The organism is Stieleria bergensis (assembly GCA_007745635.1).
Taxonomy (GTDB): Bacteria; Planctomycetota; Planctomycetia; order Pirellulales; family Pirellulaceae; genus Stieleria; species Stieleria bergensis.
In genome coordinates, this window is record CP036272.1 from 2972328 (window position 1) to 2997051 (window position 24724).

At 55.5% G+C, this 24724-nt stretch carries 16 protein-coding genes; 11 read left to right on the plus strand and 5 right to left on the minus strand.

The features are described 5' to 3' along the window. Positions 1-161: 161 nt before the first annotated feature. Together SV7mr_RS10275 and SV7mr_RS10280 are read right to left on the minus strand one after the other, a co-directional pair. Positions 162-1637, minus strand: a complete 1476-nt coding sequence (locus SV7mr_RS10275) for a hypothetical protein (protein WP_145271674.1) — start codon at positions 1635-1637, stop codon at positions 162-164. A 324-nt stretch (positions 1638-1961) separates the two neighbouring features. Beyond that, positions 1962-3467: a sulfatase family protein gene (locus SV7mr_RS10280; protein WP_419188360.1), complete on the minus strand. Its 1506-nt coding sequence runs from the start codon at positions 3465-3467 to the stop codon at positions 1962-1964. 351 nt (positions 3468-3818) lie between these two features. Between SV7mr_RS10280 and SV7mr_RS10285 the strand changes: the two genes are divergently transcribed. From SV7mr_RS10285 to xseA, 4 genes are all read left to right on the plus strand, one after another. Continuing rightward, positions 3819-4805, plus strand: coding sequence for a D-2-hydroxyacid dehydrogenase (locus tag SV7mr_RS10285; protein WP_145271676.1), 987 nt, complete (start codon positions 3819-3821; stop codon positions 4803-4805). A 60-nt stretch (positions 4806-4865) separates the two neighbouring features. Then, the gene (locus SV7mr_RS10290) at positions 4866-5081 is read left to right on the plus strand and encodes a hypothetical protein (RefSeq protein ID WP_145271678.1); all 216 of its coding nucleotides are present in this window, start codon (positions 4866-4868) and stop codon (positions 5079-5081) included. Positions 5082-5195: 114 nt separating this feature from the next. After that, entirely contained in the window at positions 5196-5945 is a 750-nt protein-coding gene (locus tag SV7mr_RS10295; RefSeq protein WP_419188361.1) for a TVP38/TMEM64 family protein, read from the plus strand. Positions 5946-6107: 162 nt separating this feature from the next. Beyond that, entirely contained in the window at positions 6108-7358 is a 1251-nt protein-coding gene (gene xseA / locus SV7mr_RS10300) for an exodeoxyribonuclease VII large subunit (protein WP_145271682.1), read from the plus strand. A 47-nt stretch (positions 7359-7405) separates the two neighbouring features. On the opposite strand, the gene SV7mr_RS10305 is transcribed toward xseA, so the two are convergent. The 3 genes from SV7mr_RS10305 to SV7mr_RS10315 form a co-directional block, all read right to left on the minus strand. Continuing rightward, entirely contained in the window at positions 7406-9268 is a 1863-nt protein-coding gene (locus SV7mr_RS10305) for a CRTAC1 family protein (RefSeq protein WP_145271684.1), read from the minus strand. 96 nt (positions 9269-9364) lie between these two features. After that, positions 9365-12172 (minus strand): multiheme c-type cytochrome, encoded by a 2808-nt coding sequence (locus tag SV7mr_RS10310; protein WP_145271686.1) that lies wholly within the window; start codon positions 12170-12172, stop codon positions 9365-9367. Positions 12173-12533: 361 nt separating this feature from the next. After that, positions 12534-16436: an FG-GAP-like repeat-containing protein gene (locus SV7mr_RS10315; RefSeq protein ID WP_419188362.1), complete on the minus strand. Its 3903-nt coding sequence runs from the start codon at positions 16434-16436 to the stop codon at positions 12534-12536. Positions 16437-16473: 37 nt separating this feature from the next. On the opposite strand from SV7mr_RS10315, the gene SV7mr_RS10320 reads away from it, so the two are divergent. The 7 genes from SV7mr_RS10320 (at position 16474) to SV7mr_RS10350 (ending at position 24692) form a co-directional block, all read left to right on the plus strand. After that, positions 16474-17328, plus strand: coding sequence for a fumarylacetoacetate hydrolase family protein (locus SV7mr_RS10320; protein WP_145271690.1), 855 nt, complete (start codon positions 16474-16476; stop codon positions 17326-17328). Between the two features lie 15 nt (positions 17329-17343). Beyond that, entirely contained in the window at positions 17344-18921 is a 1578-nt protein-coding gene (locus SV7mr_RS10325; protein ID WP_145271692.1) for an aldehyde dehydrogenase (NADP(+)), read from the plus strand. 333 nt (positions 18922-19254) lie between these two features. Then, positions 19255-20379 (plus strand): M48 family metallopeptidase, encoded by a 1125-nt coding sequence (locus SV7mr_RS10330; RefSeq protein ID WP_145271694.1) that lies wholly within the window; start codon positions 19255-19257, stop codon positions 20377-20379. A 318-nt stretch (positions 20380-20697) separates the two neighbouring features. Further along, positions 20698-21354, plus strand: a complete 657-nt coding sequence (locus SV7mr_RS10335) for a TIGR00266 family protein (protein ID WP_145271696.1) — start codon at positions 20698-20700, stop codon at positions 21352-21354. 133 nt (positions 21355-21487) lie between these two features. Beyond that, complete coding sequence (locus SV7mr_RS10340) at positions 21488-22171, plus strand: TIGR00266 family protein (protein WP_145271698.1); 684 nt, start codon at positions 21488-21490, stop codon at positions 22169-22171. 21 nt (positions 22172-22192) lie between these two features. Next, positions 22193-23143, plus strand: a complete 951-nt coding sequence (locus SV7mr_RS10345) for a TIGR00266 family protein (RefSeq protein ID WP_145271699.1) — start codon at positions 22193-22195, stop codon at positions 23141-23143. Between the two features lie 61 nt (positions 23144-23204). Further along, positions 23205-24692 (plus strand): hypothetical protein, encoded by a 1488-nt coding sequence (locus SV7mr_RS10350; RefSeq protein ID WP_419188363.1) that lies wholly within the window; start codon positions 23205-23207, stop codon positions 24690-24692. Positions 24693-24724 lie beyond the last annotated feature (32 nt).

Here is a 24724-nt window from a genome sequence, read left to right on the forward strand (position 1 = left end):
CAAGAAATTGAGCGATGAGCGGCCGCGGCGCGAATGGCTGCGGGTTCGCATTGACCCGAGTCGCCAACAAAAAACGCCGACAGTTGATCGCTGCCGGCGTTCAGAATGAATGTGCTACGGTATCTGGCAAACGACGAAACTCGCCACGCCAATGACGCGGATTACGCGTCGTTCGGGCCAAGCAGTTGAAGTGATTCTTCAGATGCTTCGCTTTTGCCTTTGCCGTCGGTTTCTGCTTCGCCTTCGGTTTCGTTGGCAGCTGAACCTTCATCGACAGCGGGTTTCTTGCTTTCCACAGGAGCCGGAGCGGGGACGGGAGCCGGCGGAGCGTCTGTGGTTTCAACAACCGACGATCCGAAGGATGAATAACCACTGCTGATCGCTGGGCTGAACGGGTCGTAGTACTCGATCGGTACACGCTGGACAACTTGCCGGGGCACACACTTGGTCACTTGATAGGATTCCCATTCGGTGACCTTGACGGGCTTGTAGACCGTCTTGGTTTCGACAACGTAATCGGTGTAGGGAACCTGCACCGTTTCCTTTCGCGACTCATAGCGTGTCTTGGTGGTTTGCACAGGGATGCGTCGCACGCGTTCTTCACTGACCCACCGCTTGGAGGTGACTGGGATTTGCCGTGTGTACGTTTTGGTCACAGGTTTCTGAACGGTGTAGGGGATCTTCTGGACCACTGTTTCTGGAACCATCCGCGTGGTTTGCACGGGGACTTGCTGGGTGACCACTTCGGTTTGCAGGCGTGTGGTTTGCACGGGAACCTGCTGAGTGACAACTTCGGTCTGCGTGCGTTGCACTTGCACTGGAATTTGCAATTGTTCGGTGACAGGTTTGTACGACGTTTGCGCGACCTGCTGTTGAACGTAGTTTGGCTTGTACACCATCTGGGTCGAAGCCGTTGGTGGTTTGTAGACCGGAGCGACAACGTTGCCACCGTGGACACGGGCGAAAATGCCCAGCGGTCCAGGCGTTGCATACATCGCTCGTTGGTACTGAGTCTGGTAGCTGACGCTACCGGGAGTGACCGTGGTCTGGGGGACGTAGCCGCCTTGGTCAACGGTGCGACTGCTGGTGGTGACTTCTGGTTGGTAGGTCGTGCGGTACTGGGTCTGCATGTGAGTCTCAACCACTGGACGCTGGACGGTGTACTGGCGATTGACCATCTTGGTTTCGGTGACAGGACGCTGGACCGTGTATTGCCGGTTGACCATCGTGGTTTCAGTCACGGGGCGATAGGTCGTGACCGATTGCTCGCGTTCAGCAGTTTCCTGGACGTATTCCGTCTGTTGGTACTGCTGCTGTTGCATGGTCGTTTCTTCGATCTGTTTCCAGACGGTGTACTTTTCGTCCCGATAGCTGGTCTCGGTATAGGGAACCGCGACCGTGACGTCACGAACGACTTCACGAGTCTTGGTGACCGGGCGTCGCGTGGTCACCGCAGTGGGCTCCCAGCGAGTCTTGGTGACAGGTCGTTTTTCAGTGACCACCTGGCGTTCCATGATGGTGGTCGTTTTAAGCCGGTAAGTAGGGCCACAGCACTGGGCCGAAGCGACCTGAGAATTGCCGGCAGTCAGGGAGAGACTGGATAGCGCGACGATTGCGAGGACAAGCGAGCGTGACATGGCCGGAAAAACCTATGACAATAAAAGCGAGGGAACAGCAAAGCAAACATTTGACAGTGTGACTAGGTGAGCCACCGCTTAAAGAGTACGCAAGACTTTAGGGAATATGGGCGAAAAGGACTTAAAAAGATGTTTTTTGACTGTTCGCCTTCCGACAAACTTTGCCAAATTGCCTAAGCGGAACGGTTGCTCATGAAATTGCCCTCTCGGCCCGCCGCAACCTGGACAGTTGCGTCAATTCTAATGACTTTAAGGGTTCCCCAGTCGTGCTAGCAATTCGCTGAAGTCAGCGCCGCGATGAGGCTTTTCCTCGGCGACGTTGAACTATCGCAGCATGTCATCCAGTGCTGACTTGATCTTGGGGTGATCGTACCAAGGGTCATTGGTCCGCTTGGCATACTGCTGCATTTGTTTTGCCAGACGTTCCGCGACGCCAGCTGTGCCGGGCCGGAGATAGAAGTTCAATATCTCGTCGGGATCTTCCCGATTGTCTAGCAGCCAGGGGGAATCATTGACCGACAGGATCAGCTTGTAGCGATCGTCCACAACGGCAACCCAGCCTGCGGCCCGGCCGGCGTTGCGCAGGAATGTGACTTGCTGTGCCGCTGGTTGGGCAGTTTGTTGATCCACGGCGTCAAAGTCAGCGGTCAAGTTGCGCCCTTCGTCGTCTGGATCCCCCGCTAACCCCAGCAGGCCCATGATGGTTGGTGTGATGTCCACGGTGCCCATGGGATGTTTGTAGACTTGGCCGCCGGGGATTTTGCCCGGCAGACGCAACATCATTGGTACGCGCGCTGATCCTTCATAAGGATTGCCTTTGTTTTGCCGATCGTGCTCGTAGCATAGATCCCCATGATCACTGGTCATGACGATCAAGGTGTTGTCGAGTTGTTGGTTCTCACGCAACTGTTTGACTAGGCGACCCAAGTTGTCATCAATGCACTGGACCATTCCAAAGTACTTTGACATGTCCTGGCCGCGAAACACGGGATGCTTTTTCGGTGCACCTAGCCAGCCTGGTTTGGAGGCATCAAGCTGGTAAGTTCTTGGCGGCTGAAAGTTCAATCCATCAAAGCGATGATCGTAGGGAGGACGAACTGTATTGGGGCCATGAGGATCGGGATAGCTAACCACTGCGAGAAACGGTTTGTCGCTGTCTTGACTGACATAGTCAATCGCGCGATCGGTTAACCAGTCGGTGGAAAAGCTTTGGTTGTCGGCGTCGGCCAAGGCGTAGCTGGGTTTGTTCTTTTTGTCCCGAGCACCAACCTTTGGCAGGCCATTGTCAATCGCAAAGTTTTTCCAGTGGCCGCGATTGAACATAAACTGTTTGTCTTGAAAGCCCCCATCAACCTTCGGTGCCCACTCTGGTTTGCCTGTGCCCCCCAGGTGCCACTTGCCAATGAATGTCGTGCGGTATCCAGCTTTATTCAGACGATCGGCCAGCGAGGGGATGGAACGGTCCAGGGGAATGTCATTGGTGATGACATCGGTGTTCTGGGGATATCGCCCCGTAATCATTGCTGCTCGACAGGGTGAACACACCGGTGCGGTGGCGTAGGCCCGCGTGCACAAGACTCCCTCTTGGGCAATGCGATCCAAGTTGGGCGTGGGAACGACAGCGCCTTTGCCCCACATCTCGGCCTGTTCTTGCGGCAACCGTTCGCGATAGCAGCCTAGGGTGCGAAAGTTGTGCTCGTCGGTGATGATCAACAATACGTTGGGACGCGCGGCGACGGCGGAACTCGCAGCCAGCCATAACATCGCCCCGAGAACGACGAGAAGTTGAAAAGGTCGGCAGTTCGCCTGGGAATACGAGAAGCGTTTCATGTTTGAATTGCCTGGGGAATCCGAATCAGCGTGCGAATGCAGTTCGCTATGCGAGTGCAGCCGTATTCTATTCGCCAGAACCGGTTCGGTGTGGCGGGTTTTTGTGCGGAAATGATGTCGGTTGGCGGTGCACTCGGTTGGCGGTGCAAGATGCCGGATTAGTGGGCGAGTGCAGGTCGCTAGTCTCGGCGAGGCCAAGTTGCGGCTGCTGTCGATCCGCTGGTCTTGCACGGGGCTGACCATTGAGCGTTCTTGCTTTTGTTGTCACAATTCACGGGCTTTCTCGATTGAGCTTGGCCAGATGTCTATGATCGACGCACCACTGCCTTTGTTTTCCCAGAATTTGCTGCCATGCGTATCGTTCTCTGTTATCCCGTTGGCGAAAAACACATTGCTCAGCTGCAGGCTGCGGCGCCTGATTTCGAAATCATCAATGCCGGCCAAGAGCGGATCGACGAGCTGCTCCCGACGGCGGAGATTTTTATCGGGCACGCCAAAGTTCCCGTGAACTGGGATCGAGTGCTTGATGCGGGCAAGTTACGCTGGATTCAGTCGTCCGCCGCTGGCATGGACCACTGCTTGGTCCCGGGCGTGATTGCCGAAGACCGGATCGTGGTCAGCAGCGCCTCGGGGCTGTTCGCTCCGCAGGTTGCCGAGCAAACCTTTTCGCTGCTGTTCGGATTGATTCGTCGTGCCCCATTGTTTTTCCGTGCCGAAGCCAAGCGACAGTTCATGCGTTTGCCAACCGACGACCTGCGGGGCAAGACGGTGGGGATTGTCGGCATGGGCGGCAATGGTCGAATGATTGCCAAAATGCTCGCTCCCTGGGACGTGAAAATCGTGGGCACGGACTATTTTCCTGAACAGAAACCTCCAGAAGTTGCCGAGCTTTGGCCTGCTGGTCACTTGGACCAACTGCTCCAGTGCAGCGACTACGTGATCTTGACACTGCCTTTGAATGCCTCGACTCGCGGCTTGTTCGGCCAGCAGCGCTTCGAGCAAATGAAGCGTGGTTCGTACTTGGTCAATGTCGCTCGGGGGGCGGTGGTGCAAGAAGCAGCGCTGTGTGATGCCTTGCAAAGCGGACAGCTGGCGGGCGCCGGATTGGATGTCACCGAAGTTGAGCCGCTGCCACCTGAAAGCTTGCTGTGGGATGATCCCAAAGTCATGATTTCGCCGCATGTGGGCGCCCAGTCGTTTCGTCGCGTGGATGACTCAACTGCAATGGCGGCCATCAACTTGAAACGTTATCAAAGAGGTCTGACGCCATACAATTTGGTGGACAAGACACTGGGCTTTCCGAAACCTGCAGATCTTTATCGCGGCCAATCCGAATAGAATCGCCGCAAAGGCCAGCAACGCAAGGTGTTTGGGATCTCTCCAAAGGATGCGGGAAACATGACAAGCACCATAACCGGAACGATGGCGGATCCAGAGGGAGTTCTATTTCGCGATGAAGCAACGCTCGGACCGATTCGCTTGCCAGCCAAACATCAAGCTCAGTTTGTGCAACAATTCAATCAACTCTATCAGGCCTATGGCATCCGATTAGTCCCGGTCGACCCGCAGCCCGATGAAGAGCCGTTGAAACCGTCTGAACCGTCAGCGGACTGAGCGTTGATTGTCAATGCAGACGAGGCAGCCTTGTTTGCGTTCCATTGCGTCTGAACAAATTCCGGTGGTACGATCGTGGGCATAACAACAGATGAATCCCCAGGGTCTGATTCAGTGCCAGATTCAGTGTCCGTTGATCCCACGCCTGAGGCGGGGCGCGGCAACCGAAAACTGATCCTGTTCGTTTGCCTTGGGCTGGGCATTCTGATCGGCGGCAGCTTGTTTCGAGAATCGTTTACGCTGGAACGATTGGCTGAACATGAGCAACAGCTGCGGCGTTACCAATCCGATTCGCCATGGATCTGCTATTTCGCGGCCATCGCGTTTTATGTTGGGATCACTGGATTGTCCTTGCCCGGCGCAGGTCCGCTGACGCTGGTTTATGGATGGTTCTTTGGATTCGTCACTGCGTTGGTGCTCGTTAGTTTTGCTTCCACCGCAGGGGCCACCTTGTCGATGCTGAGCAGTCGGTACCTGTTGCGTGATTGGGTGATCAGAAAATACGGCGTTCGGCTCAATAAGGTCATGCAGCGAAGCGAGCAGGAAGGTGGTTACTATTTGTTTTCACTGCGTTTGATTCCCGCCGTGCCGTTCTTTCTGATCAACCTGGCGATGGGGCTGACCAGGATTCCCGTGTGGACGTTTTGGTGGGTCAGCCAGATCGGGATGCTGGCCGGGACGGCGGTTTATGTGTTCGCTGGCTCTCGGGTGCCCAATCTGCAAACCTTGGCGGATGACGGTGTGACCGCGGTGATCGATCCGCAGCGATTGATCCTGTTGACAATCGCGTTTGCGTTGTTGGGGCTGTTTCCACTGCTCATGAAGCTGATTCGAAACCGCTTCCAGAATCAAAGTGTGGAGTGACGGGCCCAATGGCAGGCGGCTTTGCTGCTTGGGCGGAACGGCGATCGCTTACACAGCAACAGGCCACATAGGTTGCGGCATCGGGAGGGATTTGTTGCCCGCTGCAATTGGCTTACAATCAGACATCCCGCACTCCCTTGCTGACTCACGGCTGACATTTTGATGGACGATATTCTGCTTGATAACGAATCTGCGATGCATGACGCTCGGCCGCTAACGGTCAGTGAAGTCAATCAGCAGCTGAAGATGGTCGTCGAGGAAACCTTTCCGCCGCTGTGGATGGTCGGTGAAGTCACGGACTTGGTGCGTGCGCGCAGTGGACACATCTATTTCTCACTCAAAGACGACCAGTCCCAAGTGCGGGCGGTCATCTGGCGAAGTGCTGCAGCCAAGATTGACTTCGATTTACAAAACGGACAGAGCGTTCTTTGTCGCGGCGCATTGGAGGTCTACACCGTCCGCGGGACCTACCAGATCGTTGTTCGTAAAATCCAGCCGCAGGGCTTAGGCACGCTGCAGCAAGCGTTCGAGCAACTCAAGAAGCGGTTGACTGCGGAAGGGCTCTTCGACGAGTCACGGAAGAAGCTGTTGCCAGACCATCCCAAACGCGTTGCCGTGATCACCAGTCCCAGTGGAGCGGCGGTGCATGACTTTTTGGTGACGGCGGTCAATCGGATGCTCGATGCTGAAATCATGGTGATCCCCGCCCAGGTCCAAGGCAAGCCCGCTGCCGCATCGATTCGCAAAGCGTTTAAAGCCGTCCAAATCATGTCGCCTCAACCCGATGTCGTTGTGCTCACGCGCGGCGGCGGTAGTCTGGAAGACCTGTGGTGTTTCAATGAGGAAGCGGTTGTCCGTGCGATTGCACAATGCGATGTGCCAACCGTCTCCGCCGTTGGCCACGAAGTCGACGTGACGCTTTCCGATTTCGCTGCGGACTTACGTGCGTTGACACCCACAGATGCCGCCGTCAAGGTGTTCGCCGATCGCAGCAATCATCGCCAGCAAGTCCAGGAACTACAGCAGCGCTTGCACCGGGCGATGCGACTGCAGGTCCAGTCGCGTTACAACCGTCTAGAGCAACTGGCCAACCACCCTGCTCTGGCCAAACCGCTGGAGATCGTGCACTGGCGGGCTCAACTGATCGACGACTTGGACAGCCGTTTGCAGATGGCCATCAAGCGTCAGCTACAGACCAGCGCGCAGCAGATCGCGGCGTTGTCCGCTCAGTTGCAGGCGTTATCTCCCTTGAATACCCTGTCGCGCGGTTACAGCGTGACCACCGACCCTGACGGCCAAGTGTTGGCCAACGCTGATTCCGTCAAGCTGGGCGATGAAATCGTGACGCGACTGGCAAGCGGTAAGGTTTGGTCGCATGTGACCGATGTTCAGCCCGAACAAGAGGCCAGCTAGCCTGGGCGCCGCTTGTGTGACATCAACTATTCGGTCAACTAGTAACCTTAGTCCTGCTGAATGACAAACTCATCATCGATGCCGTCAACGGTCACGACGGTTGGTTGCTGGCCCGGCCAAGTCACTTCAATCTCGTCGATTTCAGTGTTGTCTCCCAGGCCGAACGTCAGCACGTTCTCGCTGCGACTCAGGTAGCTCCGAGTTGGCATGACCGTTTGAGTTCGCGTGGTGCCATCAGCGGTGACGGAAACCTGTGTCCCAATTGCGTCTCTGTTACTGGATGTTCCCACAAGGCGTAAGCGAACGAAATGATGTTCGGTTGCCTGATCATTGCGAAAGAGTTTGGCCGGACCATTGCTGGCGGTGACCACGATGTCGCAATCGCCATCGTTATCAAAGTCACCATAGGCAGCTCCGCGTCCCACAATCGGTTCGCAAAACGATTCACCGGTGCAGTCTTGTTCCAAGAGGATCAGCTCCGAAGCGGCGTCTGCGCCGGCATTCCAGAACAGCTGGGGCGGCTGCGCGTACTGCAGCGCGGTTTGGACCTTTTCAATTTCTTCTTCCAGGTGTCCATTGGCACCAAACACGTCAGGCCTTGAATCGAGATCGGCGTCAAAGAAAAACAGCCCAAACGTCAGTGCCAGACGCGTCGGGGGGCCAAATCCGGTGTACATCGCCGCGTCATTGAACGACGGGCGTTTTGGCGTCGACATATACAACGCACTGGGTTCATTGGCAAAGTTGCCAATCCCGATCGCCAGTGCACCACCGGGACGAAAATGTGACGCATCAATGCCCATCGCACCGCGTGCTTGGCCCGAGGAAAGATCAAACGCAATGCCTGCTAACCGTCCGGTTTCGCTAAACGTGCCATCATGGTTGTTTTCGAACAGGAAATTCCTGACCGTGTCGTTGGCAACGACGATATCCAGGTATCCATCTCGGTTCGTGTCAGTGAACACAACCCCCATCGCTTTTCCGACCATGACACCCGTTTCATCGTTGTTGATCTGGATGCCTGATTGTTTGGAAACGTCGGTGAATTTTCCATCACCGTCGTTGTGATACAGATAACTGTAGGTGCTGGTGAAGTCTTTGGGCTGTCCGTAGGCGCGGTTCTTGCCGTCGATCGTTGAAAATTGGGACAGATCTAAGTCGCGAGACCAGTTGACGTAGTTGCAGACGAATAAATCCAGCAATCCGTCGTTGTCATAGTCAAAGAAACCACAGCTTGTGCTCCAGGTCTGTTCGTCTCCCGCGACGCCGCTGTCTTCAGTGACGTCGGTGAACTTTCCATCGTCATTCCTCAGCAGGCGGTTGCCGCCAACGGCGCTGATGAAGACATCTTGGTCGCCGTCGTTGTCATAGTCGCCGATTGCGGTTCCCATGCCGTAAAGACTGATGTCCAGTCCGGTTTCTTGGCTGACATCGGTAAAGTGGAATTGGCCATCACCTTGATAAAGCTGGCAGGTGGCCTGCTTGCCATTGTCTGTCCACGGCCAGTCGGTGGAATTGATGAACAGCAAATCCTGATTGCCATCGTTGTTGTAGTCGAAGACAGCAACGCCACTGCCCATGGTTTCGGGCAGCAATTTTTCGCCGGCCTTGCCAGCGTGATGTTTGAACTGAACACCCGATTCGGCTGTCACGTCGGTCATCTGAATGGTCGGCAAACTTTCATCGTCGATCACGCGAGCTTCAGGCGCCTGGGGCTCTACTTCAACCGTCTGATCGTCCTTCTTGGTCACATTCAGATAGATCAAAAAGATCATGATCGGGAACATCGCAACGCAAAAGACAATCAGCGAGTTTCGCAGCGCTGATCCAATGACGGCATCATTCTGAACGTCCTCTTCTAAGGTCTCATCAGGGGCCGGATCGTGATCGGTTTGAGACGGATCAGACATCTTGGTACTTGGTTCCGAAGCGAGCAGAAAATTTGTTCGCCCGGGCAACAGAGTTTCGTTCCCGGACAGCAGGATCGCTGAAAGGATAGGTTGTGGTTAGAGATCGCGTTTGAGATCAAAAATCACGACCGATTCAGCAGCATGGTTGGCGGCGGGGTACTTTCGCTTGGCCTTTGGCAAGGCGATTTCGGCCGCGTTTTCGTCGAGTTTATAGCGTTGGTGTTTTGCGGCATACCGGTCACGCGCCTGCTTGTCGCCCATCAGATCAGCGATCTGAGTTAAGTTCAAGTAGGCGGTCGCGTTTTCAGAATCGGTTTCCAGTACGGTCAGGAATTCACGGTTCGCAGCCTGTAAGTAGCGTTCAAAGCGCGCTTCGTCACGATCCTGATACTTGCGTGCCAAGTCGAACAGCGTCCCACCTAAGCTGTTGCGAACGATGTAGTCTTTCGAGAAATCAAAGCCACGTTCTTCGACCTTGGTGTTCAAGACGCCTCGGTAAAGTTCTTCGGCGGCTTCAAAGTTGCCGTTTTGTCGATTGACGGTCCCGCTTAGCCACGCGTGCGTCCAGGACGGCGGTGCAGGATCGAATTCCAATGCCTTGTCCAAAGCTGTTTTGGCGGAAACCAAATCGGCTTCAGCAACATGCACACGAGCCAAGTTGAGCGGGCCATCGTATCGCCCCAGTGATTGCACCACTCGGAATGCCTCGGCCGCCTGTTTCAGTTCTGCGGTGCCATTGAGCAGCAAACCGATTCCATAGTCATTGTAGCGCTGCCAGGTCGGAATCGGCTGCTGATCGTCGGACGTGTCCGCTTGCAACCAAGCGGGGTCGGCCAGGTCCGAGTCGGCTGCTGACGAGACCGACAACGTGATTCGATCACTGGCGATTTCGATGATTGGCAGGTCATTCGGCTCACCGACTTGCCCCAGGTTCAGCGGGTCGCGGTGCGGATCGCGATCGGCACGCACGAAGTCCAAGTACTCGGTGTCGAACTTACGATACAGCAGCCTTGCCTCGACCTCGATGTCTTCCATCGAATCCTCTGGCACGTCCAGCAAGTAGTGGATGATCTGCCCGGCGCCTGGGGGGATCTGATTGTTGTAAAGCACCGTGTAGATGTCTTGCGCGTTCCGGCGATTGATCCGATTGCCTTCGCGGTCGACGACAAAGTTACTGACGAAGTGTGACCAAGGATCGACGGCATTGCGCTGGTCCTGGTGCCCGCTGCGACCGATGACTTTGCCAGCTTGTTTGACGGTAAGCTCGACCCAGACCTGGTTGCTGTCGGTGGTTCCTTGCGTGAAGTGGTGTCCCAGCGTCAAGGTGCGCAGAACGGTTTCCAGCAAGTAACTCTGACCAGCCACAACGGTCGCCCCTTCGTTGGGCAGCGGGGCGATCAATTCGCCGTCAACCTCTGCCTCACGGCGCAGACCAAATAAATCGATTCTCATGCAGCCTTCAAGAATCTTTCGATGCGCCTCAACGCCCTGCGGATCACCCATCCAGTGGGAGATCGCAGAATTGGCACTCGCGAAGCGGTGTCCAAGGCTGGCGGTCGTGCCCAGCGATTCGTCATATTTGGCACCAAACTGATCGCTGGCGATCGGTGGCATGTGACAGCCATTGCAGTTTGTTTGCGCCACCGGAGGATAGTAAAAGCTGCGCGCCCCGTGCCCTGAGACTCCACTGAGCAAGAAGCTGTCGTAGTGATTTTGCCCGCGTAGCCAGGGTTTGTAATGGGTCAGTTCACCCGGTAAGGAAACCTTATGGCAGGTGCCACAGAACTCAGTTGTGCGATGAAAGGGTTTCAGCATCTCGGATTGATGGAAGGCTGGTTTTGCCTTGACCATCAGTTCATTCAGCGTCTGCAGCAGCTTGTTTTGGCTGTATGTAAACGGATAATGATGTGGCTCGTCGATCGTGTAGTCTGCATTTCCAATGTTGGAATCAATGAACTGGATCGCGTGGCAGGCCGTGCAAGTCAGACCGGCGTGTGCCGTTGGATCGTCCACGTCGTCGTAGTTGGGGTCGTCAAACTTGCCAGAGAAGAAGGGCGCCGGATCGTGGCACCCGGCACACCATCGCGATGCTTGGACGCTGCCGTCACGCTGTGCCGACACCTTTCGAGTTTCGCGAACACTGGCGCGATAGGCCGGGTTGTTAAAGCTGCTTAGCTTATGAGCACTGTGAATCCAATCATTGTGAATGTCGCTATGACAGCGCAGACAGTACTCGTCGTTCATCAAGACCTTCTCGGAGATGAACTTGCCGGTCGTCGTTTTGGCCAATGAGGGCTTAAAGTACTGATCGCCATCGGCAGGAGCTTTATCGCCGCTGATCTTTGAATCACTTGCCTGGAAAGCTACCATGATCACCACAAAGCCAGCGATCGCCACGCCAACACGTTTACCAATTTGCCATTTGATCTTTGGACCCACCAAGCGATGTAGCCAGTACAGCCAGACTGCCGCGGCCGGTGCCAGCAGGTGACTCCAATAGACAATCCGTCGCGTGGAGGGATCGACGATGCTGATCGATCCCATTCGAGTCAGTAGCACGCCGCTGATCAGGATCACGAGAGCGACGATCAATAAAGCGTAGCCAATTTTGACCGCTCGCCGATTGCGACGATCCTTGCCACGCATCATGTGTGCGAACCCGAACACGACCACGGGCACAATCAACAACAGCCCCAAACCAATATGTCCCAAGAACATCAACTGATAGGAATGCGATTCGTACGTTTCGCCGGTGAAGAACTGCAGTGCGGTCACGCCGGCCAGATACAGTCCATTGGCTGATAACGCGCCAAACAGAGTCAACACGACATACAGCACGAGCCGCAGTCGTGGTGTGATGACGCGGCGAGCTTTTTTTGGGGCGGGTGATTTGGCGTCGGGCATGGGAAGCGGCGGGAAAGAGAAGAGTGCGATCAAAGCCCACTTTGGCGCTTCTATTTAGGACGCATTCCGCGGCCAAAGGGTTTGATGGAATGAGGGGATTTTGAAGAAATCGACGACGGAACACGCCATTTCGGTGGCGGCTATTGGACGCAGGAGCATTTGCAACGCGTCCAGCCAATCGAGTTCAACAGAGGTCAATCCGCACAATGGGGCAAGGGAATCACGCAAAACCACCCAAAAACATCGATCTGAACGCAAGCGAACAGAAGGCAACGCCCCTCCATTACCGTGTGCACCTGGTTGGCCAGTTTCTGGCCGAAGTTCTTGAAGTTCTGCGACCAAATCACCGCGTGGAATCAGGTCAACGTCCCGGCCGATACCAAAACTCGCGGAAGTTCTGGCGGCGATTGAGACGCGGTTGGTTCTTCTCCTGAACGGTATCAAAGATCTCGCGCGTCTCAGCCGTCGGGGGATACCCAGGCATGTGCCGACTGGGCAGAGGTCCGATCGACTGGCCGGTCAGGGTGTTTAGGTCGGCGTCCTTGTCCCAGCCAACACAGTGAAAGATAAAGTCGCGTTTCCAGCCCGCCGGCAGTGGCTCGCTGGGCACGGTGAACGTCATCCGAATCTCGTCGCCACCACTGATCACCAGCATGTCATCGTCCCATTGCTGCAACGGTGCTAACGCGGGACCAAAGTCGCTGACGAATCCTTTCAGAGGCGGCCACTTGGCACGCTGTTTCGGGCGACTGTAGTCGTAACCCGATGGGCCGTTTCCGGTGCCTTCGACAAGCGTCGAGAAACCATGGTAAGCCACTTCGGCGGCGGTCATGGTCAATTCGTGAGCTCGTGTCTGGGGAACCGATGCTTTATCCTGGATGGCGAGTTTGGCACTGTCCCAGTAAATTTGTGCACTCGTTCGCACGCGGATTCGAGGATCCTGTGCATTGATGTGCTCGGTCAGGTCCACCACGATGTCTTTGGTCTTGCCACCGGGAAAGCCCATGAAGGGAATCACCTGTTTCCAGCCCCCTTCAGAATTCGAATCTGGAACCCAAACGGACGGGAACTCGATGGCTGGTAGTTCGGGATTTTGATCAATTTGGATATTCAGCGACGTGTCCGTGGGCAGGATCCAGCCGCGCAGAATCATGGTCACTTCGGCATCTGGATCGTTTGCAATCGCTTGCGTGGCTTTGTCCCCAAAATCAACGTCGATCCAGTGCGGCGGACAAAGCCCCTGACGAATGCGGTAGTCGAATCCTTTGACGAATTGTCCGTCGTTCTGCGACAACCGTGCGGTGATATCGTCCCCTTGAGTATCGGTTGCGGACTGTGGTTGGAACAGTTGATCGTCTCGATAAGTGAAGACGCGTTGCTGCGCGATCGACGGTGGGCCGACCTTTTCATTCGTCAGCACGGTCACCTCTGCGGGATGGTCGATTGCGGTCACTTTGACATGGTCGACATAGGCAACTTCCCAGAGCTCTTCGGTCAGGCGGAATTCATAGTCGCCCTTGGCATTTGGCGCGACTTTGTCGCCATCGATCAAGAGGTATTCCCAGGGGCGATCTTTTTGGACAATGCCTGCTGCCACTTGCAGGCCCAGCGGTGCAGCCCACAGGCAATCGGTTTGGAAGGCAAACTGCTGACCATCCCAGGTGTACAGGTAGGGGCAGGAACCCTTGAGTGTTTGTTCTTCTTCGACCACTAAGTCGATCGCCGGTTTGATCACCGATTGCGTGAAACCGTTGGGCATGATGATACGAATGCTGTCCACGGATTCAGCTCCATCGACTCCAAAATGAGTCGCGGGGGTGCGAATGACTCGACTGCGATAATGGGGGCCGAAGCGAAGTTCTAGCGTCGAGCCGATGGCATATTGGTTGACGCGACCGCTGTTATTGCCATTGTCGGCGATTCCCTTGAAGCGAAAGGTGAGGTAATGGTCATCGGATTCGGTGGCGTTGGTGGTGGCAGACAGAATGCCGTTGGCAATGCCTGCCAAGTCCAGTCGTCCGTCCCCGTTCATGTCCGTCGGTAGGATCGAATCAGCCAGCGCGACAACCGGTGCTTGGTCCATGGATTGGATTCCCCAGGGGCCGATCCGATAGGCGTTTTCCGGCCCCAGCCATTCTAAATACGAGTCATTGTCAAAATCTCCCAGCACGGGACGTGCGATCGATTCTGACGCGAAGCCATCGTTTGTTTCGACATGATCAACGGTCCAGACGCCGACATCGCTGGAATTGGCAAAAGCCACCATACTTTGCGCGGCAGAACTGGCAACAATGTCCCAGCCAATGTTGCCGTCAACGTCTTCCATGGAAAGGAACATTCCGTTGGCGGTGCCGTTCTGCTTGCTAACATCGATGGCGGGCAGTTGGTCCAGGTAGCGGTGACGGGTTTGCAGGTGCAGCAGGTTCTCCAGCAGTCCCACTCGGCCACTTTTGGCGTGCAGCGTCAGCACATCAAGATCAAGGTCTCGATCCAAGTCGCCAATGCTCATGCAGGCGATCGGGTCATCTGCGTCAACGGTGACAGAACCGACCGGGGCTTCAAAGAAAGTCCGGTTGCCGCGATTGACAAGGACTTTCAATGCTCCAGATTGCAACGCGGCAATCAGATCCAGGTCTCCGTCGCCGTCCATGTCACCGGAGACAACATCGGTCACGTTTGTCAGTTCTTCCAAGCCGGTTTCGGTGTCAATCAAGCTGAGAAGTCCCGCCGGGCCGGGTTGTGGGCGACCATCGACTTGTACAAAGCGAATGCCGAAGGCTCCAAACAGCATCACGGATTGAATCGTGTCGTGACGCCGCGTCTGGTTGGAGTTGACCTCCAGTCGCAGCGGATTGCTGGCGTCAACCATGAACAAGTCCACCGCTCGAATCCCTGCGGGGCTAAACGCAAGCTCAAGTTGTGCGACGTCCGACCATTGATTTTCGTTGTCGTTTCGTAAAAGGTGCAACGTGTTGTCGTCACCGAGGGCAACCAAGTCCGTTTGCAGATCCAGATTGAAATCGATAGCCGTTGTCAGTTTGGTGTTTTTGTGAACCGTTGTTTCGGCAAATTTGATGGTCGCGGAGGATGTTTTCAGTGCCTTCTTTTTGGCGATTTCGGTGGCCAGTTGGCGAACGGAGCGAAAATCGAGTCGGTCCAATGGGTGTGGCGCGGCGCGTCGGTAATCCAGCTTCAGCAATTCCGAGGGCCCCATCGGGTTGGTCCACTTTGCTGACAGGTCGTAGGTTTTGTTCCAGTCGTTGGCGTCGATTAGCTGGCTGAGTTGATCGGGAAATTGATCCGGCGTCAAACCGGTCGGCCGCAGCACTTTGACCAGCGTGGGCTCAATGGCTTGAGTCAACAATGCGACTCGCTGGACCATTTGCTTGGCCGCCGGAGACTCTGTTTCGATGGCGTATTGCATTGCCTCTTTGGCCAAAAACACATTGTCGGGGTCTTGGTCCGAAAGCCGTTGCCAAGCTTGAAAGGATTGCTTCAGTTCACTGTCGCTCATGCCTTCGCCACGGCTCATCAGTGCGTTCAGGTCTTCCAGGGTTCCGCCCAGAAGACGAATGCCCGGTGTATCGTCTGCACTCTGCTGGATGAATTGCGTCAGTGTCTTGAAGGTTTCGTCGCGAATGCTCTCGTTCAGTGGGGGAGGCAGCAATTCGGCTTCGCGCAATTCAATCAGGCCCTGCAGCCATTGCTTGGTCAGCGCATCGTCGCTGAGTGTTGCATACCGGGTGATTGCCGTTCGAGCCTGCGTGATGGCGTTGCTCAACTGGGCTCTGGCGGCTTTGCGGTTGTCTTTGCTTTCGGAGTTGTTGTTGGCGATTTTGGTCAATTGTTCGACGCCAAAGACGTGTGTCAAGGCACCGTTCAGCGAAGTGGGCACGTCATCGGGGCGTTGTTTAACGAGTTTTTCCCAGATCGGAATGGCCGTGGAGCAGTCGCCGTTTTCGGTCAACGCGAGCGCTTGGCTCATTTCGTTCAAAATTGGTTCCAGCGACTTTTCCAGCGATTCACCGGATGGCGGAGGGTTGTTACCGTTTTTAGTTGGGGGGCCCTTCTTGTCACCACTGGGACAACCCACCAGAATTGGCAACAACAGACAGATCAGAACCAGCGAGCAAACTTGCATTCGGCCAGCAGCGTGTTGTCTGCTTCCAAAGCCAGCCCCCGTCCAACAGAGCTGTGTGCCTGAGTTGCCGGCAGCAGTGGACGGTTGATCGGTGTGGGCGGACCGCTGGGGGTGCTGATTCATCGTTGCCAAAGCCGTGATGATTAGGAAAAATTTAGGCATGCAAATAGCAAAGTACCAAGACGCTTCGGGCAACGCCCGGATTGCGACCGTAAAGGATAACCAATTCGTTCCGCTCGTGGCTAGCGAGCGATTGGCAACACTTTCGGACATTCTGGCCGCAGACGATCCGATTCAAGCGGCGGAGTCCCTGGAGCAAGAAGCGGCCCTGCCGATCTCCGGCGACATCACGTTTTTGCCGCCGATCGATGCACAGGAAGTTTGGGCTGCGGGGGTCACCTACAAGCGTAGCCAGACCGCGCGCATGGAAGAAAGTGAAGCTGCCGCAAGTTGCTACGATCGAGTTTACCAAGCGGATCGGCCAGAATTGTTTTTTAAGGCCACTCCACATCGTGTTGCGGGGCACCTGCAACCGCTACGCATTCGACAAGATGCGACTTGGAATGTGCCCGAGCCTGAAATCACGTTGGTCTTAAGCCCAGCGATGAAGATCGTCGGACTCACCGTTGGCAATGACATGAGTTCGCGAGACATCGAAGGTGAGAATCCATTGTATTTGCCGCAGGCGAAGTGCTATCGCCAGTGTGCAGGATTAGGACCGTGGATCACACTCTATCGAGAACTTCCGCCAGCAGAAGAGATCGGTGTGCACCTGAGAATTGAACGTCAGGGGCAAGTGGTTTTCCACGGTGACACCGGAGCGACCGAAATGGCTCGTTCGTTCGAAGACTTAGTGCAGTGGTTGGCTCGCGACAATGACTTCCCCACCGGCGCTTTCTTGATGACCGGGACTGGGATCGTGCCAACCAGCGAGTTTACATTGAACCCCGATGACATGATTCATATCACCATCGATGGAATCGGAACGTTAAGTAACCCAGTGATTCAAAACTAACAAGGATAAGGCAAGATGACCGCTCAAGTTCTGATCAACGGACAATGGCAAGACGCCGATGCAACGGGCACGTTCCAGGCCACTGATCCCAATACCAATGCTTTGCTGCCAGAAACGTTTCCCGTCAGCTCTTGGCAGGATTGTGATGCTGCACTGGATGCTGCCGTCGAAGCAGCGAAGGTGATGCGTGGCCTGTCACCGCAAGCAATCGCTGTGTTTCTGGAGACCTATGCCGACCTGATTGAAGCCAACAAGGATGCCTTGGTTGAAGCGGCTCACCGTGAGACCGGTTTGGCCAAGTCACCGCGGCTGGCTGATGGTGAATTGCCGCGAACCAGCAATCAATTGCGCGCCGCGGCTGACTCCTGTCGCAGTGGTGACTGGGCGCTGGCGACGATCGATACCGCCGCCGGCATTCGCAGTTGCTATGAACCCTTGGGGCCGGTCTGTGTGTTCGGACCAAACAACTTTCCCTATGCCTTTGGATCGGTCTCTGGCGGGGATTTTGCGGCTGCGATCGCGGCCGGCAACCCGGTGATTGGTAAAGCCAACAGCTCGCATCCGGAAACCACTCGGCTGCTTGCCGAACTGGCTTTCCAGGCTGCCCAGCAAACCGAGGTTCCCGACGCCATTGTGCAACTGATCTACCGCACCAGTCACGCCGACGGCGAGCGTTTGGTCAGTGACCCGCGAGTTGGCGCGACCGGTTACACCGGCAGTCGATCGGCGGGGCTAAAGCTAAAGTCCTCTGCCGACCAAGCTGGCAAGCCGATCTATCTGGAACTTTCCAGCGTCAACCCCGTCGTCGTCCTGCCGCAGGCATTGGCCAAGCAACGAGATGAGATTGTTGATCAATTCGTCGGCAGCGCTCTGATGGGAGCGGGCCAGTTTTGTACCAATCCCGGTGTGGTGATTTTGGTCAAGGGCAGTGATGCGGATGACTTCGTCAGCCGAGTCGCAGAGCGATATGCAGACGCCGCGCCTGGCACGCTTCTGTCGCCAGCGGTCGGCAAAAGTTTACGCGCCAGTATCGGGACGCTGTGCGACCTGGGCGTTGACTTAAAGGTCGGCGGCGGTGAACTGGAAACTGACCGCTGTGCGTTGGCGAATACGCTGATGACCTGCACCGGAACTCAGTTCTTGAGTGACCCCGAAGGCTATCAAACCGAGGCCTTTGGTAATGCTTCGCTCGTCGTGTTAGCGGATGACGTCGACCAAGTTGTCAACATCCTGAGCCAGTTGGAAGGTAACCTGACCGGTTGCATCTATAGCGATAGCGAAGGCGGCGACGATCCGGTTTACGATCAAGTGGCCGCAGCCTTGACACCAAAAGTTGGTCGTTTGCTGAACGACAAAATGCCAACCGGCGTTGCAGTGAGTGCTGCAATGAACCACGGTGGTCCCTACCCGGCGACCGGACATCCAGGCTTCACTGCCGTTGGAATCCCCGGGGCCATGCTGCGATTTGGCAAACTGACCAGTTACGACAACGTGCGTCCGGCGCGGTTGCCGAAACTGCTGGCGGATCAAAACCCGACGGGCAACACTCCGCGCCGCATTGATGGTGATTGGACCACTGCCGACGTGGTGTAAACCGCGGTTCCGGTTTCGATCTCTGGTTTTTCTCTGGGCAATCGCGATGTCATCGAACCGGAGTTGTGTTCGTAGGGTGCCGTGCTTGCACCACCATTTTGCCAATCAGATCCGCATCGTTTCTGGTGCATTGTTGCGTGCAGGCACGGCACCGTATTGATTGTTGCGTGCAAGCACGGCACCGTACGGTTGGCGCAGTGTGGATTTAACGCCAATGGCCACTTCCAGGTGGCGGTGGGGTATGATTGGACAGAGCACGTCAGCTGTTTGAGCATTGTTTCTGCAGCCGGGTTTGTTTGGCTCCACTAACAGAAATCGAAAGGAAACCAGTCCATGTCGTTTCAAGAGGCTTATGCGACCTTCACCGGTGGCGTGATGAGCGATCGGGTCAAGGGCGGACGTTGTGGGGCGGAGATCACCTTCGGGCCTGGCGCTGTGAGAGCGGTTTCGCCAGACGGCGATGTGTTTGAGATTCCGTTTCGCGATTGCAAAGTGGAGATGGGCGGCTACAACGGCAAGATGGTGTTTTGCCGTGACCCAGAGGGGATGGTGACGATCTTCTGCGAAGGCAAACGGTTTGCGAGGGCGCTTTCGCAGGCCTCCTCGGGAACGCTCGATGAGTCTCTGAATCTGGGGCACAAGAAGCGACGCAAAGACTCCCGTCGTTCGCTTTCAATCGGTCTGGTCTCGCTGGTGGTTTGCTTGCTGCTGTTGGTCGGCGGTTACTTTGCACTTCGGTTTGGTGCAAAGGTCGCTGTCAAAGCGTTGCCGGTCTCGATTGATCAACAGCTTGGCGATGTCGCTTACAAGTCCATGGACCTGAAGCAAGAAGAAATCGATAAACCTGAAGTGCTGGAGCCGATTCAGGCGATTGTTGATCAGTTGGCACCCCAGGCCTCTCTGGAGGGCTTGGAGTTTAAGGTGCACGTCGTGCGGTCGCCCCAAATCAATGCGTTTTGTTTGCCCGGTGGGACGATCGTTGTTTTCACGGGGTTAATCGATGCTGCTGAACGGCCCGAGCAGTTGGCCGGTGTGCTGGGCCACGAGATGGCGCACGCGACGTTGCGGCATGGAATGGAACGCACCGCTCAGGCGCTCGGCGTAGGCGCTGCGTTGGCTGTGCTGGTTGGCGATGGTACGGGATTGCTGGCGATTGGAGCGGAGGTGTTTCAGTTTGCGACGGTCAATAGCTACAGTCGAGGCCAGGAAAACGAGGCGGACGCGGAAGGACTACGAATGCTTCATGAGTCGGGAATTGATCCGTCGGCGATGGCTGAGTTCTTTGAAATCATGCAGCATGAGCATCCTGATATGCCAGGGGCGTTGAACTGGATCAGCACCCATCCTTCGCATGAAGAACGGATTCGTTTGCTGCAGCAACTCGTCAGCGATCTTCCTGAGTCCGAGTATCAGCCCTTGGCGACGGACTTGGATCAGTTAAAGCAAGCGATCAAGTAGCTTGTCGCTTGATCGAAGCCTCGCTGGCAGATCGTTGGCAAGGATTGCGACGTGCGATCTTTGGCACCATCCCATGTACAGACAGACGTTTGGGTTGAGGTAACCGCAGGCGGAAAAGAATTCTTTCTGGCATGCATCCCGCGCGCCCTGATTTTGTTATGATGTGGCCTAACGTTAGCTGACTGCACAGACGCAACGACGGATGGATTGTTTTCGACAACAATGTCTGGCTTAAGCGACTGTGTGGCAGAGCAACGTTGATAGAAATTGACAGTTAAGTGATGCGGTTCATTCCCAATTGAAGTTGGATGATTCAGGATGCAGGCCGAGATTCGAGATAAGCCATCGTTTTCTAATATTCACGTTCAGTTGCAACCCGGTGAAGAGATCATTGCCGAAGCGGATGCAATGGCGGCCATGAGTGGCACCATCGAGATGTCAACTCGCTGGAGCGGTGGTGTGGTTCAGGGCATCTTGAAGCGACTTTTTGGTGGCGAAAGCATGTTCGTCAACTCGTTTACCACCAAGACTGGCGGTGAGCTCACGCTGACGCAAGCGTTTCCTGGTGACATGGAATGCATTGAGCTCAACGGCAACACCATGTACTTGCAACCGGGGGCGTTCATCGCGTGTGAACCGGGCGTCAAGCTGGGATTGTCTTGGGCCGGGATCCGAATGTTCATCGCTCGCGAAGGTCTGTTTCGGCTGAAGGTTTCCGGAAAAGGCCGCGTGTGGTTTGGAGCCTATGGCGGCATCTTTGAACGCGAAATCCAAGACGAGTATGTGGTCGATAGCGGCCACCTCGTCGCTTATGAACCAACCATCGGAATCAAGGTGGGGATGGCCGGCGGAATCTTCTCTAGCTTCTTCAGCGGTGAAGGCTTGGTCACGCGTGTCTATGGTCCGGGCAAGATATACATGCAGTCGCGATCCTTTGACGGCTTGGCGGCTTGGACCAACGCTCACCTGTATTAATGCACACGCCAACCTGCCTCACGCGGCTTCCACAACCGGACCCGTTTGTGACGCTTGTGGGGCGCCCTGAGATTGATGTTCCTTTCCCACGCATTTTCCTTTTGCGAATCAAACCACGTTTGCGACAGACGCTATGCAATTTGAACTGATGTATCGCCCGGCGATGACTGTTGCTCAGTTGACGCTGCAGCAGCATGAATCGGTAACCTGCGAGGTCGGGGCGATGGTCGCCATGTCGACCGGGTTTCATGTTGAAACCACTTCTCGGAAGAAAGGTGGCAAAGGCGGATTGCTGAAAGGCGTTAAACGGATGTTTAGCGGCGAAAGCTTCTTCCTGAACCATTTCACATCGACCGAGCCGGGGCAGAAACTGATCATTGGCCCCAGCCTGTTGGGTGACGTGATGCATCACCGACTGACCGGCGGTAGCTTGATCGTGCAAGGCTCCAGTTGGATGGCATCGAGCACTGACATCGAAATCGATTCCACTTGGCAGGGATTTGGCAAGGCGCTCTTTAGCGGCGAATCCATGTTCTGGGTCAAATGTTCGGGGACAGGCGATTTGTTCCTAAACAGTTTTGGTGCGATTCACGAGATCGATGTTCAGAGCGAATACGTCGTGGACACAGGGCACATCGTGGCCTTTGAAGACACGTTGCAGTTCCGCATTGGTAAGGCGGGTCAAAGCTTGATTGGCAGTTTCCTGGGTGGTGAAGGGCTTGTCTGTAAGTTCAGCGGGCAAGGGAAGCTTTACGTTCAATCGCACAATCCACCCAGCTTTGGTCAAGCACTTGGTCCTAAACTTAAACCGCGCTAGTTCACAATACGGACAAAGATAATGATTCAGTTTGCTTGTCCAGCATGTCAAAAACAGTACACCGTGGGTGATGAGCACGCCGGGAAACAGGCCAACTGTCAGGCTTGTGGCCAAGCGATGTTGATTCCTGATGCTGTGCCCGTTGCACCGCTTGCCGATGACGGACCTGACTTTGGCTCGATTGCACAACAAGCCTCCCAGGAGGCCTCCGCCGCACAGGCGGCAGCTGCTGCCAATGCCAAAGCGACATCCAGCGAGACGTTAACCGGAAGCACCGAAAACCTCGGCTACGAGATTTCGCAGCGGCCTGACTTTTCAATGGTCAAGGTCGATCTTCCACCCGGCGGAAAGATCCTTGCCGAACCCTCGGTCATGATGTCGATGTCGCCGAACATTAACATGGTCGCCGGATTTCGCGGTGGTCTTGGTCGCACCCTGGGCAAAATGCTCGGCGGTGAAAGTATGATCACCAATACCTTCACCGCAGAAAGCTCTGGTGGAGAAGTCTTGTTTGCCAGTGGTGCTGCCGGTGATGTGATGTATCAGCGGCTCAACAATCAAACGATGTACCTGCAGCGTGGTGCTTACATGCTGTGTACCGAGGGCATTGAACTGACCGGCAAGTGGCAAGGCGCCAAAGGCTTCTTTAGCGGTGAAGGCCTGGTGTTGCTGAAGGCCAGCGGGACGGGAGACTTGTTCTTCAATTCCTATGGAGCGATCATGGAAATTGATGTCCAAGATCAGTTCATCGTCGATACCGGCTACATTGTCGCGTTTGAAGAATCGCTGCAGTACAATATTAGCGTGCTTCCCGGTTTGCGTGCCGGCGGAAAAATCAAGTCCTTCTTCTTTGGTGGTGAAGGGTTGGTGGCTCGGTTCAGTGGAAGCGGAAAGGTTTGGGTGCAGACCCGTCAAGTCACATCGTTCTTGAGTTGGGTGCATCCGTTTCGACCAGTCAAAGATAAAGGCTAATTCGAAGGCTCCTGGAGCCCTCGATCGATGCCTCGTCATGGCGTTACGATCGAGGTTTCCAATGCGACGCACAAGCAATTTCCGGCAATCCGTGCCTGCCGCAAATGAACGGTTCCTGTTCAATCGTCGAACCATTCTAAAACGCGGTTTGGCCGCCTCGGTGGCGGCTTCGTTTACCGGGCAACTCGGTCCATCGTCCGCTGACGCCGCGCCGCCGATCAAGCCGCTGGGGGTCAAGCGGAACTTGCCCGCCGGCGTCACGCTCTTGCATCCTCGGCACCGCGTGCCATTGTCGTTCATCATCGATGACTCGACCTGCTTGGTGAATATGGGCCACTTTTGCATGCCTCAGTTCGCCTCTGCTTGGCCGCAACGCGAGATCTATCGTCAGCCCTGGCAGAAGTGGCCGAGAGAGATTCCCGATTCCTTCGTTGCCGCGTTCGCTCAGTGGTGCGGGGAGCACGGCGTTAAAGGCAAGTACAGCATTGTGCCCTTCCCCGCCTGCGTTGGTTGGCTGGATCGCGAACTGCCCGGTTGGTCCAGGACGGATCTGCAGAACAGTCTGCGTTTGGTTCGTACGGACCTGTTATCCAACTGGGATATCCATCCGGAGATGATCACGCATACTCGAGTGATCGATCTGAAAACGGGACGGCCGCTGGACAATCCAGGTTCCGCGACCATGGAAAATAGCTATCCACAGACCGACATCAGCGTTGATCACCTGGCAAGCTATTTGGCCTACGCGCTGCGGATCTTGCGCAACTGTGATTTGCCTTGCGAAGGCATTACCACTCCAGGCGGATTTGGGAATCGTGTCAAACACAAGTTGCCCGTTGCGGTGGCGCAGTCAGTCAGTGATGTGTACTCTGTGTCTCTGTCACATTATTTTAAGTACGTGATCGGTGACGATCAATCGACTTTGCCGCGTCTCGAATGGGCTGGTGATTTGGCCAACGCGCCCGCCGAAATCAGCACCGAGAATCTTGACTTGTCGCAGCTAACGGTGAATGTACCCGCTGGCACAGGCGACTGGTTTGGCAGCTGGGAAGGAATCAACGTTCCGCGGCCCGACCTGTACTGCAATCAAGATGCTTCCGCCGGTCGGATGGTTGACTTGATCTTGCGAAACGAGCCCGCAGTGATGCTGTGCCATTGGCCGGGAATGTACTGCAACGGTAGCTTGGTTGGGTTTAAGGCGTTTCAACGTGTGGTCGAATCATTGCATTCCCGGTTCTCCGCGAGCACGATCTGGATGAAGCCGAGTGAAATGGCGCGTTATTATGCGACGCGTGAGCTCGTGACGATGGAGTGTTTGCCAGAGGGCACAGTGCAGATTGATTCGCCGATGGAATGTGCTGAGTTTACGTTCTCGCTGCCCGCAGAGTTTGTTCGCGGCAAGCCGCAGCGAGAGGGAGCGTTTCGGGGTGATGTCCGCAAAGTGGGTCAGTGTGCCAGTTTGCAAGCCGAGACGTTCACCGTGCAAGATGGACGTGCTTTCTTTTGCCTAAACCTACAGGTAGGCCGGAATCGCCTGCGATTAAGGTGAAAAACCTCGGTGGAAGGCGTTTCGTGCCTCGT

What these genes read in the sequence shown, in the direction of transcription:
- SV7mr_RS10275 (WP_145271674.1), bottom strand. Translation starts at nt 1,637, where the DNA reads ATGTCACGCTCGCTTGTCCTCGCAATCGTCGCGCTATCCAGTCTCTCC.
- SV7mr_RS10280 (WP_419188360.1), bottom strand. Translation starts at nt 3,467, where the DNA reads ATGAAACGCTTCTCGTATTCCCAGGCGAACTGCCGACCTTTTCAACTT.
- SV7mr_RS10285 (WP_145271676.1), top strand. Translation starts at nt 3,819, where the DNA reads ATGCGTATCGTTCTCTGTTATCCCGTTGGCGAAAAACACATTGCTCAG.
- SV7mr_RS10290 (WP_145271678.1), top strand. Translation starts at nt 4,866, where the DNA reads ATGACAAGCACCATAACCGGAACGATGGCGGATCCAGAGGGAGTTCTA.
- xseA (WP_145271682.1), top strand. Translation starts at nt 6,108, where the DNA reads ATGGACGATATTCTGCTTGATAACGAATCTGCGATGCATGACGCTCGG.
- SV7mr_RS10305 (WP_145271684.1), bottom strand. Translation starts at nt 9,268, where the DNA reads ATGTCTGATCCGTCTCAAACCGATCACGATCCGGCCCCTGATGAGACC.
- SV7mr_RS10310 (WP_145271686.1), bottom strand. Translation starts at nt 12,172, where the DNA reads ATGCCCGACGCCAAATCACCCGCCCCAAAAAAAGCTCGCCGCGTCATC.
- SV7mr_RS10315 (WP_419188362.1), bottom strand. Translation starts at nt 16,436, where the DNA reads ATGAATCAGCACCCCCAGCGGTCCGCCCACACCGATCAACCGTCCACT.
- SV7mr_RS10320 (WP_145271690.1), top strand. Translation starts at nt 16,474, where the DNA reads ATGCAAATAGCAAAGTACCAAGACGCTTCGGGCAACGCCCGGATTGCG.
- SV7mr_RS10325 (WP_145271692.1), top strand. Translation starts at nt 17,344, where the DNA reads ATGACCGCTCAAGTTCTGATCAACGGACAATGGCAAGACGCCGATGCA.
- SV7mr_RS10330 (WP_145271694.1), top strand. Translation starts at nt 19,255, where the DNA reads ATGTCGTTTCAAGAGGCTTATGCGACCTTCACCGGTGGCGTGATGAGC.
- SV7mr_RS10335 (WP_145271696.1), top strand. Translation starts at nt 20,698, where the DNA reads ATGCAGGCCGAGATTCGAGATAAGCCATCGTTTTCTAATATTCACGTT.
- SV7mr_RS10340 (WP_145271698.1), top strand. Translation starts at nt 21,488, where the DNA reads ATGCAATTTGAACTGATGTATCGCCCGGCGATGACTGTTGCTCAGTTG.
- SV7mr_RS10345 (WP_145271699.1), top strand. Translation starts at nt 22,193, where the DNA reads ATGATTCAGTTTGCTTGTCCAGCATGTCAAAAACAGTACACCGTGGGT.
- SV7mr_RS10350 (WP_419188363.1), top strand. Translation starts at nt 23,205, where the DNA reads ATGCGACGCACAAGCAATTTCCGGCAATCCGTGCCTGCCGCAAATGAA.